Consider the following 13681-nt stretch of genomic DNA (forward strand, 5'->3'; position numbering starts at 1 on the left):
TTATTGATTGAACGATGAGGCTAAAATGAAGAAATATATTCTTGCAGCGTGTGCATTATGGTTTGCAGGTCAAGCATTAGCCGCTGATTTTTCTGGAAATTGGGGGTATGAACAAGAACTGGAAGATGGTATCTACGGTAAATATTTTAATATTAAACAATCACCGAAATACATTATTTCCGGAGAGTGGAATGAAGGCCGTTCTAATGGTCCGGGCGGCAGCGGCAAGGTAAAAGGCTATGTCAAACGCGGCAAACTGTATTTGAGCTATTGCAGCGAAGGCGACGATTCTTGGTACACGCATTGTCCGAAATATGAAAAAGACCGCGGATATTTCGTGCGCAGAAACGGACAGCTTGTCGAGTATTACAGTTTGCACGGAAAGCGCAATGCTTACAGAAAGGGCGATGTGTTCACCCGACAAAAAGAAAAAGCAGCCGACGTATCCGAATAAGTAAAAGGTCGTCTGAAAACCGATGGTAGCGGTTTCAGGCGGCTTTTTTCTATCAAATATCATTTAATTTCTTGAATTTCCAATAAAACATCATTCAAACCCCGTCTGTCTTATGGGGTAGCCTTCCTTATCCCTTCATCAAAATGTGCTAAAATCCGCCTTTAAAAACTGCTGTTTCCTACCCATATCCCTTTCATGGACATTACTCAACAACCTTCAAACATCATCGTCGGACTCTCCGGCGGTGTCGATTCCTCCGTAACCGCCGCCTTGCTCAAACAGGAGGGTTATCAAGTGCGCGGTGTGTTTATGCAAAACTGGGAGGACGACGACAATGACGAATATTGCAGCATCAAGCAAGACTCTTTCGATGCCATTGCCGTCGCCGACATTATCGGCATCGACATCGACATCGTCAATTTTGCCGCCCAATACAAAGACAACGTATTCGCTTATTTCCTCAAAGAATACAGCGCGGGGCGCACGCCGAATCCGGATGTGTTGTGCAACGCGGAAATCAAATTCAAATGCTTTTTGGACTACGCCATAGAGCAGGGCGCGGATACGATTGCCACCGGACACTATGCGCGCAAAGAAGTCCGCAACGGCACTCATTACCTGCTCAAAGGTTTGGATCAAAACAAAGACCAAAGCTATTTCCTCTACCGCCTCAAGCCTTTCCAACTCGAGCGCGCGATTTTCCCGTTGGGCGATTTGGAAAAACCTGAAGTCCGCCGCCTTGCCGCCGAATTCAATTTGCCGACTGCCGCTAAAAAAGACAGTACCGGCATCTGCTTCATCGGCGAACGTCCGTTCCGCGAGTTCCTGCAAAAATACCTGCCGACCAACAACGGCAAAATGGTGACGCCCGAAGGCAAAACCGTCGGCGAACACGTCGGGCTGATGTTCTACACGCTCGGACAGCGCAAAGGATTGGGCATCGGCGGCGCGGGCGAGCCGTGGTTTGTTGCCGCGAAGGATTTGACGAAAAACGAACTCATCGTCGTGCAAGGTCATGACCATCCGCTGCTCTATACCCGCAGCCTCGTCATGAACGATTTGAGTTTCACTCTGCCCGAACGGCCAAAAGAAGGGCGCTACACCTGCAAAACCCGCTACCGCATGGCGGATGCGCCCTGCGAATTGCGTTATCTCGATGATGAAACGGTCGAGCTGGTGTTTGACGAACCGCAATGGGCGGTAACGCCCGGTCAATCCGCCGTACTGTACGACGGCGACGTCTGCTTGGGCGGCGGCATTATCATGTCCACCGACAAGCCCGTCATTATTACTGCTTGAATAAAAAAGATAAAAGGTCGTCTGAAAACCATTACAGCGGGTTTGTTCCCGTCTTTTCAGACGACCTCAAGACAACCATAAAACCAACGAAACAAGACTATTTATATGGAAAAACTCTGGCTCAACAGCTACGAACAAGGCGTCAATGCCGAAATCGACATCACGCAATACAGCTCTATCAGCGACGTATTCCGTCAAAGCGTTGAAAAATTCGCGCATCAACCCGCGTTTCAAAACATGGGTAAAACGCTCACTTACGCCGAGGTCGGCAAGCTGGCGCAAGACTTTGCCTCCTATCTGCAAAACGTCCTGAAGCTGCCGCGCGGCGAGCGCGTGGCGATTATGCTGCCCAACCTGCTGCAATACCCGATTGCACTTTTCGGCATCCTGCAGGCGGGGTTGGTGGCGGTAAACACCAACCCGCTCTACACCCCGCGCGAGCTGGAGCATCAGTTGAAAGACAGCGGCGCGACCACCATCATCGTTTTGGAAAATTTTGCCAACACGCTGGAGCTGGTGTTGCCGCGCACGCAAATCAAACACGTCATCGTCGCTTCTGTCGGAGAAATGTTCGGCTTCTTCAAAGGCACGCTGATGAATTTCGTGCTGCGCAAAATCAAAAAAATGGTGCCCGAATACCGCATTTCCGGCGCTATCCCTTTTCAGACGACCCTGAAAGAAGGTGCGGCGCATACCTTCCGCCCCGTTACCCTGACCCGCGAAGATACCGCGCTGTTGCAATACACGGGCGGCACGACCGGCGTGGCAAAAGGCGCCGTCCTCAGCCATGGCAATATCTGCGCCAATATGCTGCAGGCGAAAGAATGGATTAAAAACCAACTGCGCGAAGGCAAAGAAACCGTCATCGCCGCGCTGCCGCTTTACCACATCTTCGCCCTGACGGTGAACCTGATGATTTTCACCAATGCCGGTTCCAAAATCATCCTGATTACCAACCCGCGCGACATGAAAGGCTTTATCGGCGAACTCAAAAAAGAGCGCATCAGCGTCTTCATCGGCGTGAACACCTTGTTTAACGGCATGGTCAACCAACCCGATTTCGCTACCGTCGATTTCTCCAATCTGCGCCTGACTTTGGGCGGCGGCATGGCGACTCAAAAAGCCGTCGCCGAAAAATGGAAAAAAATCACCGGCACGCCCATCGTTGAAGCCTACGGCCTGACTGAAGCCAGCCCCGGCGTGTGCTGCAACCCGCTCAATATCGAAGCGTACAGCGGCGGCATCGGATTGCCCGTTCCCTCCACCGAAGTCGAATTGCGCGATGCGGACGGCAAAGAAGTCCCCGTCGGACAGCCGGGCGAACTTTGGGTGCGCGGCCCGCAAGTGATGAAAGGCTATTGGAACCGCCCCGAAGAAACTGCTAAAACCATAGACGCGCGCGGCTTTTTGGAAACCGGCGACATCGCCGTCATGGACGAAAAAGGCTGGCTGAAACTGGTTGACCGCAAAAAAGACCTCATCGTCGTTTCCGGTTTCAACGTTTATCCGAACGAAATCGAAGAAGTCGTTTCACACAACGATAAAGTCATGGAAGTCGCCTGTATCGGCGTGCCCAACGAAAAAACAGGCGAAGCCCTCAAAGTCTTCGTCGTCAAAAAAGACCCGAGCCTGACCAAAGAAGAACTCATCGAATTCTGCCGTACCGAGCTGACCGCTTATAAAGTGCCGAAAGACATCGAGTTCCGCGACGAACTGCCCAAGTCCAACGTCGGCAAAATCCTGCGCCGCGAGCTTCGCGAACAAGCGCAAAACAAATAACACCGAGAGGTCGTCTGAAAAGCATCCCGCACCTTTCAGACGACCTTTAATCATCATGGAAACAAGATATGACCCATACCGTCCACCTGCAACTTGAAGACATCGACAACACCGTCCTCCAACGCCTCTGCGGCGCACTCGACAGCAACCTTGAAGCCTTGGGCAAAGCCCTCGACATCCAAATCAGCCGCCGCTTCGAACACTTCACCTTCATGGGCGAACTCGCCCACGCCGGCCGCCGCGCCTTGCTCGCGCTCGCCGAAGCCGCCGAACAAGGCGATTTGGACGACAACGCCATCCGCCTCGCTGCCGTCGAAGCCAAAACCGCCGACGAGAAACACGAAGAAAAACATCACGACCAACAATATTATTTCCGCACCAAACGCGGCAGCATAGGCGGGCGCACCCCGCGCCAAAACGGCTACATCCGCGCGCTGTTAAACCACGACGTCGTCTTCGGGCTGGGGCCTGCCGGTACGGGTAAAACCTATCTCGCCGTCGCTGCCGCCGTCGATGCCATGGAAAAACACCAAATCGAACGCATCGTCCTCGTCCGCCCCGCCGTCGAAGCTGGCGAAAAACTCGGCTTCCTACCCGGCGATTTGGCGCAAAAAGTCGACCCCTACCTGCGTCCGCTCTACGACGCGCTCTACGATCTGATGGGCTTCGACCGCGTGACCAAACTGATGGAAAAAGGCCTGATCGAAATCGCCCCGCTCGCCTACATGCGCGGCCGCACGCTCAACGGCGCGTATGTGATTTTGGACGAAGCGCAAAACACCACGCCCGAACAGATGAAAATGTTCCTGACCCGTATCGGCTTCGGCGCGAAAGCCGTCATCACCGGCGACATCAGCCAAATCGACCTCCCGCGCAACATCAAATCCGGCTTGAAAGACGCCCGTGAAAAACTGCGCGACGTGGAAGGGCTGTATTTCCACACCTTCACCAGCGAAGACGTCGTCCGTCACCCGCTGGTTCAGAAAATTGTGGAAGCGTATGAAGCGGCAGAAGAGCAAGCCGAAAGAAGCAGCGCCGCCGAACGGTAAACGATGAAGTTCAAAAAGGTCGTCTGAAAACCTGAAACATGGGTTTTCAGGCGACCTTTTTCATATTTTATAGTGGATTAACTTTAAATCAGGACAAGGCGAGATAACGCCGTCCTGGTTTAAAGTTAATCCACTATATAAAGTCAAAATGGATGAAGCAGCCTATCTTGTTATGCCTTATTTTGTGCTGCCGAAAATTGGATATTGTTAACAATATTATCGAGTCTGATATGCGGTCGTTGCTGTTTTTAAAGCATCAGCCTGATGATATAAAATTTCAGACGATTTTTTTAAAAACAAAGGCTTTAGTTTTAGTAGCCGATTTTGGCGGCGATATCGGGCAACGGGGTGTCAGGTTTCAGAGGTCGTCTGAAAATAAATTCATATATAAATTAATCAATTTTGAAAATACTGACTACATGCTATTACATTTCATTTGGAAATTGGTTATAGTTACAACTGTGAAGCCCTTAAATTTCAACCAGACATAAGAAGGAAGAGAAATGTCCCAATCCGCCGCAAAAGAAACCCTTAACCCTTTCGAAATCGCCCGAAAACAGGTCAAAACTGCCTGCGACCGACTCAATGCCGACCCTGCGGTGTATGAAATCCTGAAAAGCCCGCAACGCGTTTTGGAAGTTACCTTCCCCGTCAAACTCGACAACGGTACGGTCAAAACCTTCACCGGCTACCGTTCGCAACACAACAACGCCGTCGGCCCCTACAAAGGCGGCGTGCGTTTCCATCCCAATGTGAATCTGGACGAAGTCAAAGCCCTGTCGATTTGGATGACCATCAAATGCTGCGTTGCGGGCATTCCTTACGGCGGCGGCAAAGGCGGCATTACTTTGGATCCGCGCGATTATTCCGAAGCAGAGTTGGAACGCATTTCACGCGCTTATTCCGAAGCCATTTCCCCGCTGATTGGCGAGAAAATCGATATTCCCGCCCCCGATGTGAACACCAACGGCAAAATCATGTCGTGGATGGTTGATGCCTACGAAAACGTTGTTAAAAAATCTGCGCCGGGCGTGTTCACCGGCAAACCGGTCGAATTCGGCGGCTCTTTGGCGCGTACCGAAGCGACGGGTTACGGCGTGAACTTTGCCGCCGTCCAAGCTTTGGAAAAACTTGGCAAAGACGTTAAAGGCGCGACCTACGCCATTCAAGGCTTCGGCAATGTGGGCTACCACACAGGCTATTACGCGCATCAATCCGGCGCGAAAGTCGTTGCTGTTTCCACCGTTGACGTCGCCATCTACAACGAAAACGGCTTGGATATGGAAGCCCTCTTCAAAGAGTTCCAAGAAAAAGGCTTCATTACCAACGAAGCGGGTTACGGCAAAGAAATCAGCAACGCCGAACTCTTGGCATTGGATGTGGACGTACTCGCCCCTTGCGCGCTGGAAAACCAACTGACTTCCGAAAACGCCGGCAAAGTCCGCGCCAAAATCGTGGTCGAAGGCGCAAACGGTCCGACTACGCCCGAAGCGGATGCTATCCTGCGTCAAAACGGTGTATTGGTCGTCCCCGATATTCTGGCGAACTGCGGCGGCGTGGTCGTTTCCTATTTTGAATGGGTGCAAAACCTGCAAGGCTATTATTGGGAATTTGACGAAGTTCAGGAAAAAGAAACCGTCGTCCTGCGCCGCGCGTTCCGCGATATTTGGAATCTGGCGCAAGAGTATGACGTGGACCTGCGTACCGCGTCTTACATGATGAGTATCCGCCGTGTTGAAAAAGCGATGAAGCTGCGCGGTTGGTACTGATCAAATTTTGAAGCGTTAGCTTGAGAAAAGGTCGTCTGAAAAATTTTCAGACGACCTTTTGGCTTTTTGGGTCGAGACATTAAACAACGATAAAGGTTTTATAGTGGATTAACTTTAAACCAGTACGGCGTTGCCTCGCCTTAGCTCAAAGAGAACGATTCTCTAAGGTGCTGAAGCACCAAGTGAATCGGTTCCGTACTATCTGTACTGTCTGCGGCTTCGTCGCCTCGTCCTGATTTAAATTTAGTCCACTATATCTATGTAGGGTCGTCTGAAAAACTGAAATCGTGTGTTTCAGACGACCCTGTATGGTTTGATGAGTAATGTGATCGATGCGGTAAGGTATGTTTGATGTAGCACCTATTACATAAAATCCCCCGAATGTTTCCAATCGGGGGATTGTTCAATGTTGATAAAAAGCTTATTTATTCAACTCGTTAGCCAAATACAGCCAAGTTTCGATGACGGTATCCGGATTCAGGGAAACGCTTTCGATGCCTTCTTGAACCAGCCATTTGGCGAAGTCCGGATGGTCTGACGGACCTTGACCGCAGATACCGACGTATTTGTTTTGCTTGCGGCAGGCAGAGATTGCCAAGTGCAGCATCACTTTGACGGCAGGGTTGCGTTCGTCAAACGATTCGGACACCAAGCCGCTGTCGCGGTCGAGGCCGAGGGTCAGTTGGGTCATGTCGTTGGAGCCGATGGAGAAGCCGTCGAAGTATTGCAGGAATTGTTCTGCCAATACCGCGTTGCTCGGCAGTTCGCACATCATGATCAGGCGCAGGCCGTTTTTGCCGCGTTCCAAACCGTTTTCTTTCAAGGCTTTGACGACGGCTTCGGCTTCGCCCAAAGTGCGGACGAACGGAATCATGATTTCGACGTTGGTCAGCCCCATTTCGTCACGGACGCGTTTGAGGGCTTTACATTCGAGGGCGAAGCAGTCTTTGAAGCTTTCGGCGACATAACGCGCTGCGCCGCGGAAGCCCAGCATCGGGTTTTCTTCGTGCGGTTCGTAAATGCTGCCGCCGACCAAGTTGGCGTATTCGTTGGATTTGAAGTCGGACATACGGACGATGGTTTTACGCGGATAAACCGATGCGGCCAATGTCGCCACGCCTTCGGCGATTTTATCGACGTAGAAGTCGACAGGGGAGGCGTAGCCGGCGATGCGGCGGGTAATTTCCGCTTTCAATTCATCGTCTTGTTTGTCAAATTCCAACAAGGCTTTCGGGTGGATGCCGATTTGGCGGTTGATGATGAATTCCATGCGTGCCAAGCCGATGCCTTCGCTCGGCAGGTTGGCGAAGCTGAATGCGAGTTCGGGGTTGCCGACGTTCATCATGACTTTAACCGGCGCTTTGGGCATATTGTCCAAGGCAACGTCGGTGATTTGTACGTCCAGCAGGCCGGAATAGATGAAGCCTGTATCGCCTTCGGCACAGGATACGGTGACTTCTTGACCGTTGCTCAGCAATTCGGTCGCATTGCCGCAGCCGACTACGGCAGGAATACCCAGTTCGCGCGCGATGATGGCGGCGTGGCAGGTACGGCCGCCGCGGTTGGTGACGATGGCGGAAGCGCGTTTCATTACCGGCTCCCAATCCGGGTCGGTCATGTCGGTAACGAGTACGTCGCCTGCTTCAACGGAATCCATTTCGGAGGCGTCTTTCACCAAGCGGACTTTGCCTTGACCGACTTTTTGACCGATGGCGCGGCCTTCGCACAAGACGTTTTTGTCGCCGTTGATGTCGAAGCGGCGCAGGTTGCGGCTGCTTTCTTCTTGGGATTTTACGGTTTCGGGACGGGCTTGCAGGATGTAGAGTTTGCCGTCCAAGCCGTCACGGCCCCACTCGATATCCATCGGGCGGCCGTAGTGTTTTTCAATCGTCAGCGCGTAGTGTGCCAACTCGGTGATTTCTTCGTCGGTAATGGAGAAGCGGTTGCGGTCTTCTTCAGGAACATCGACGTTCATCACGGATTTGCCGGCTTCTGCTTTGTCGGTAAAGATCATTTTGATTTGTTTCGAACCCATGGTTTTGCGCAGGATGGCAGGTTTGCCCGCTTTCAGCGTGGGTTTGAATACATAGAATTCGTCAGGGTTGACCGCACCTTGTACAACGTTTTCGCCCAGACCGTAAGATGAAGTCACGAAAACGACTTGGTCGAAGCCGGATTCGGTGTCGAGGGTGAACATGACGCCGGACGCGCCGCTGTCAGAACGCACCATGCGTTGCACGCCTGCCGAGAGGGCGACGATGTCGTGTTCGAAGCCTTTATGAACGCGGTAGGAGATGGCACGGTCGTTGTACAAAGAGGCGAATACATGGCGCATGGCTTCTTTGACGTTTTCCAAGCCGTTGATATTCAGGAAGGTTTCCTGTTGACCTGCAAACGATGCGTCGGGCAGGTCTTCGGCGGTCGCAGAAGAACGGACGGCAACGGAAATGTCCGCGCCGCCTGCGTCTGCAACCATTTTGTTCCATGCCGTTTCGATTTCGGCATCCAGTTGTTCGGGGAAGGGCGTATCCAAAATCCATTGGCGGATTTCTTTACCGACGCGCGCCAGTTCGGCGACATCTTCCACATCCAGTTGTGCCAGTGCGGCGGAAATACGCTCGCTCAGTCCGTTGTGCGCCAAAAATGCGCGGTAGGCTTCGGCAGTAGTGGCAAAGCCGCCGGGGACGCGGACGCCTTTTTCAGTCAGCTGACTGATCATTTCACCTAGGGAGGCGTTTTTGCCGCCCACGCTTTCAACATCAGTCATACGCAGGTTTTCAAACCAAATTACGTAGTTGTCAGCCATTTGTGTGTCCAATCCAAGATATGTTAAAAAAGAAACGAATACGCTTTGTTATTTTAAGCGATTCAAACGACCGCTGTCATGCTTTTTCTGTCTCGATTTATTTGCGGGTCGTCTGAAAAATTGCGGGCTTCAGGCGTGTAGTCAAATGAAATCTGATGGGAAAACCAGTATTCCCGTTGTCTATTTCTTTGTAAAACATAAGGTTTGAAATAGATTAATGACTGATTGGTAGAGTTTGGAAAGGTTTTGGATGGGTATAAAATTTTAAGATAATTCGATTATTAAAATAAAAATGCGTTTAAAGGTGGGTTTAATTGCGTTGTAGTTGGGTGTAATTTAAGCGTATTCCCTTTATTTAGAAGGTTTCAGCTGCTATGATAACCGTCTGCAACTGTCTTAAATTTCAAAGGATGACTGAATGACCGCCCCGCGCCATGTGTTTTATATTTCCGACCGTACTGGCCTGACTGCTGAAAATATCGGTGAGGCACTGCTGAATCAGTTTGGCAGAATCGAATTCAAACGCCACACCTATCCCTTCATCGATACGCCTGAAAAAGCGCGTACCGTCGTCGAAATAGTCAACCGCAATGCTCAGGAAAACGGTTTGCGTCCGATTGCCTTCGTCAGTGTCGTCAATGACGAAATCCGTGAAATCATCAAAAAAGCGGGTGCTTTCCATATCAATTTTTTCGAAACCTTCCTTGGGCTTTTGGAAAAAGAACTCAACACCGAGGCGGTTGCCGCCGAGCAGGGGCACCACAGTATCGGCAATACGCAACGCTACGATGCGCGTATGGAGGCGGTCAATTTCTCGCTCAACCACGACGACGGCGTCAGCGATAAAAACCTGAAAGAAGCCGATGTGATTTTGATGGGCGTATCGCGTTCGGGCAAAACGCCGACTTGTCTTTACCTTGCCTTGCAATACGGTATCCGCGCCGCCAATTACCCGCTGATTCCCGACGATTTGGAATCCACCGACCTGCCGCGCATGGTCAAACCTTACAAAGACAAACTGTTCGGCCTGACCATTCAACCCGAACGCCTGCAGGCCATCCGTCAAGAGCGCCGTCCGAATTCGACTTATGCCAAAATCGATACCTGCCGCAGTGAGATTGCCGATGCGCAAAATATGTTTAAACGTCACGGTATTCCGTTCACCAATACGACCGATAAATCGGTGGAAGAACTTGCCGTCCATATTCTTCAAGCCTGCAAATTGAAACGGCGTTTTTGAGGCGTAACATATTGACTATTAATAAAAGGTCGTCTGAAACACGGAAGCGCGTTTCAGACGACCTTTTGCTGTCATGAATGCTTGGATTTACTTACATTTGCTATTATAATGCGCGTTTGGATTGGCCGTTTGAGGTCGTCTGAAAATATATAGTGGATTAACTTTAAACCAGTACGGCGTTGCCTCGCCTTGCCGTACTATCCGTACTGTCTACGGCTTCGTCGCCTTGTCCTGATTTAAAGTTAATCCACTATAGTTTTTACCAACCGCCGCACACCTGAAACCCTAACTATGCACATTCTCACTTTTAGTGTGCATTATTAGTGTTTTAGCGTGCGGCATTCTGAAAGGAACGAAATGTTCGATAAACACGTTAAAACCTTCCAATATGGCAATCACACCGTTACTTTGGAAACCGGCGAAATTGCGCGCCAAGCCGCCGCAGCTGTTAAAGTATCGATGGGCGACACAGTTGTTTTGGTTGCTGTTACCACCAATAAAGAAGTCAAAGAAGGTCAAGACTTCTTCCCTCTGACTGTTGATTACCTTGAACGTACTTACGCCGCAGGTAAAATCCCCGGCGGTTTCTTTAAGCGCGAAGGCAAACAAAGCGAAAAAGAAATCCTAACCAGCCGTCTGATCGACCGTCCTATCCGCCCGCTGTTCCCAGAAGGTTTCTACCACGACATCCAAATCGTTGCGATGGTGGTTTCCGTTGATCCTGAAATCGATTCCGACATTCCTGCCATGCTCGGCGCGTCCGCTGCGCTGGTGTTGAGCGGCGTACCGTTTGCCGGTCCGATTGGTGCCGCGCGTGTAGGTTATGTAAACGGCGTGTACGTATTGAACCCGACCAAAGCCGAATTGGCTAAATCCAAGCTGGATTTGGTGGTTGCGGGTACATCCAAAGCCGTTTTGATGGTGGAATCCGAAGCTAAAATCCTGCCGGAAGATGTGATGCTGGGTGCCGTGGTTTACGGTCACGACCAAATGCAGGTGGCGATTAATGCCATTAACGAGTTCGCCGACGAAGTAAACCCTGAAGTATGGGATTGGAAAGCGCCTGAAACCAATGAAGAATTGGTTGCCAAAGTGCGCGAAATCGCAGGCGAAGCCATTAAAGAAGCGTTCAAAATCCGTCAAAAACAAGCGCGTTCCGCTAAATTGGACGAGGCTTGGAACGCAGTAAAAGATGCGCTGATTACTGAAGAAACCGATACTTTGGCTGCCAACGAAATCAAAGGTATCTTCAAACATTTGGAAGCCGACGTTGTCCGCACCCAAATTTTGGAAGGTCAGCCGCGTATTGATGGTCGCGATACCCGCACTGTACGTCCTTTGAACATCCAAACCGGCGTATTGCCGCGTACACATGGTTCTGCCCTGTTTACCCGTGGCGAAACCCAAGCCCTTGCCGTGGCGACTTTGGGTACTTCTCGCGACGAGCAAATTATTGACGCGCTTTCCGGCGAATACACCGACCGCTTTATGCTGCATTACAACTTCCCGCCGTATTCTACCGGCGAAGTGGGTCGAGTCGGTGCGCCGAAACGCCGTGAAATCGGACATGGCCGTTTGGCGAAACGTGCATTGGTTGCCGTATTGCCGTCTCCTGAAGAATTCAGCTACACCATGCGCGTTGTTTCCGAAATTACCGAGTCCAACGGTTCGTCTTCTATGGCTTCCGTCTGCGGTGGCTGTTTGAGCTTGCTGTCTGCCGGCGTGCCTTTGAAAGCACACGTTGCCGGTATCGCAATGGGTCTGATTTTGGACAACAACAAATTCGCCGTGTTGACCGACATCTTGGGTGATGAGGATCACTTGGGCGATATGGACTTTAAAGTTGCCGGTACGACCGAAGGCGTAACCGCGCTGCAAATGGACATCAAAATCCAAGGCATTACCAAAGAAATCATGCAGATTGCTTTGGCGCAAGCCAAAGATGCGCGTCTGCACATCTTGGAACAGATGAAAGCTGCCGTGGCAGGTCCGCAAGAGCTGTCTGCTCACGCTCCGCGCCTGTTTACCATGAAAATCAACCAAGACAAAATCCGTGAAGTCATTGGCAAAGGCGGTGAAACCATCCGTGCGATTACCGCTGAAACCGGTACTGAAATCAATATCGCGGAAGACGGTACCATCACTATTGCCGCAACCACTCAAGAAGCCGGCGACGCTGCGAAAAAACGCATCGAAGAAATCACTGCCGAAGTGGAAGTGGGCAAAGTGTACGAAGGTACTGTGGTTAAAATCCTCGACAACAACGTTGGTGCCATCGTCAGCGTGATGCCGGGCAAAGACGGTTTGGTACACATCAGCCAAATCGCCCACGAGCGCGTACGCAACGTCAGCGACTATCTGCAAGTCGGTCAGGTTGTGAATGTGAAAGCATTGGAAGTGGACGACCGCGGCCGCGTGCGTCTGTCTATCAAAGCATTGACCGAAGCTCCTGCGCGCGAAGAAAAAGCGCCTGAATAATCGTTGGGCCGATTTTGATTGATAAAAGGTCGTCTGAAAGATTTCAGACGACCTTTTTTACTGAATGCGGATGAATAGAGTAAGGGGAGTAAGAATGTATAGCGGATTAAAATAAAAATGAGACAAGGTGGCAACGGGTGCCGTGTACGGATAGTACATAAGGGCGTTGGCAACGCTGTATCATTGCAATTTCAATCCACTATAGAATTGAGTTGTCTTGTGTTGAAACTTTGATTTATCGTTCTTTTTGAACAGCAATTAGATTGAATGTTGAAAAGGCCGTCTGAAAACCATTTTTTGGCTTTCAGACGACCTCTTTCTTTATAGGCAACATTTGCCGAAACGCAGTTTTTTATTCAGGCCGGAAGCGTAAGTAAGTTGCTTGATGACCAGTATATTGGTGTGGTCTTCTAGGGCGCGTATGCTGTGGGTTTCGTTGGGTTCAAGGCGGACGACTTGAAGTCCTTGCGTGGAGAGGGTTTCGGTTTGGGTGATGATTTTGGCGCTGCCGTTGAGTACCAGCAGGAGAATAATGGCATCGGCTTGATAATCGGGGATTTCATTATCCTTTTGCAGGGAGAGTTGAACGATTTCTTGGTCGATATCGCTATGGATAACGCCGCCGAGCAAGGCTTTGGGATCTAGGGTGTATTGTTGCATGATGACTCCTTGAAAAGAAAAGCTTTGAGAAAGATTTCAAAAGACGGAAATGTCTTGAGGGTCGTCTGAAAAATACTGGAGACGGCAATAAGTTTGATTGTACGGGTGTATCGGCGGGAGAAGTTCAATATAAGTCAATATTGTTGT

At 50.6% G+C, this 13681-nt stretch carries 9 protein-coding genes; 7 read left to right on the top strand and 2 right to left on the bottom strand.

Translation table 11 applies throughout. From position 1 onward, the window contains the following. Nucleotides 1-25: 25 nt before the first annotated feature. The 5 genes from H3L95_RS00690 to H3L95_RS00710 all read left to right on the top strand — a co-directional run bounded on the left by H3L95_RS00690 (nucleotide 26) and on the right by H3L95_RS00710 (nucleotide 6350). Nucleotides 26-454, top strand: a complete 429-nt coding sequence (locus tag H3L95_RS00690) for a hypothetical protein (protein WP_003757333.1) — start codon at nucleotides 26-28, stop codon at nucleotides 452-454. Between the two features lie 195 nt (nucleotides 455-649). Beyond that, nucleotides 650-1753, top strand: a complete 1104-nt coding sequence (gene mnmA, locus H3L95_RS00695) for a tRNA 2-thiouridine(34) synthase MnmA (protein WP_003757340.1) — start codon at nucleotides 650-652, stop codon at nucleotides 1751-1753. Nucleotides 1754-1858: 105 nt separating this feature from the next. After that, nucleotides 1859-3532 (top strand): AMP-binding protein, encoded by a 1674-nt coding sequence (locus tag H3L95_RS00700; protein WP_003757344.1) that lies wholly within the window; start codon nucleotides 1859-1861, stop codon nucleotides 3530-3532. A gap of 68 nt (nucleotides 3533-3600) precedes the next feature. Continuing rightward, the gene (locus tag H3L95_RS00705; protein ID WP_003757346.1) at nucleotides 3601-4581 is read left to right on the top strand and encodes a PhoH family protein; all 981 of its coding nucleotides are present in this window, start codon (nucleotides 3601-3603) and stop codon (nucleotides 4579-4581) included. A gap of 503 nt (nucleotides 4582-5084) precedes the next feature. Next, nucleotides 5085-6350 (top strand): Glu/Leu/Phe/Val family dehydrogenase, encoded by a 1266-nt coding sequence (locus H3L95_RS00710; protein ID WP_003757349.1) that lies wholly within the window; start codon nucleotides 5085-5087, stop codon nucleotides 6348-6350. Nucleotides 6351-6771: 421 nt separating this feature from the next. On the opposite strand, the gene ppsA is transcribed toward H3L95_RS00710, so the two are convergent. Beyond that, nucleotides 6772-9156 (bottom strand): phosphoenolpyruvate synthase, encoded by a 2385-nt coding sequence (ppsA, locus tag H3L95_RS00715; protein ID WP_003757353.1) that lies wholly within the window; start codon nucleotides 9154-9156, stop codon nucleotides 6772-6774. 418 nt (nucleotides 9157-9574) lie between these two features. Here ppsA and ppsR point away from each other — a divergent pair, with 418 nt between their 5' ends. After that, nucleotides 9575-10396: a posphoenolpyruvate synthetase regulatory kinase/phosphorylase PpsR gene (ppsR, locus tag H3L95_RS00720; protein WP_003757356.1), complete on the top strand. Its 822-nt coding sequence runs from the start codon at nucleotides 9575-9577 to the stop codon at nucleotides 10394-10396. Nucleotides 10397-10753: 357 nt separating this feature from the next. Then, nucleotides 10754-12874: a polyribonucleotide nucleotidyltransferase gene (gene pnp, locus H3L95_RS00725; protein ID WP_003757358.1), complete on the top strand. Its 2121-nt coding sequence runs from the start codon at nucleotides 10754-10756 to the stop codon at nucleotides 12872-12874. A 321-nt stretch (nucleotides 12875-13195) separates the two neighbouring features. On the opposite strand, the gene H3L95_RS00730 is transcribed toward pnp, so the two are convergent. Then, entirely contained in the window at nucleotides 13196-13534 is a 339-nt protein-coding gene (locus H3L95_RS00730; RefSeq protein ID WP_003757360.1) for a cupin domain-containing protein, read from the bottom strand. Between the last annotated feature and the right edge of the window lie 147 nt (nucleotides 13535-13681).

It is taken from the genome of Neisseria sicca, assembly GCF_014054945.1.
GTDB classification, from domain to species: Bacteria; Pseudomonadota; Gammaproteobacteria; order Burkholderiales; family Neisseriaceae; genus Neisseria; species Neisseria sicca.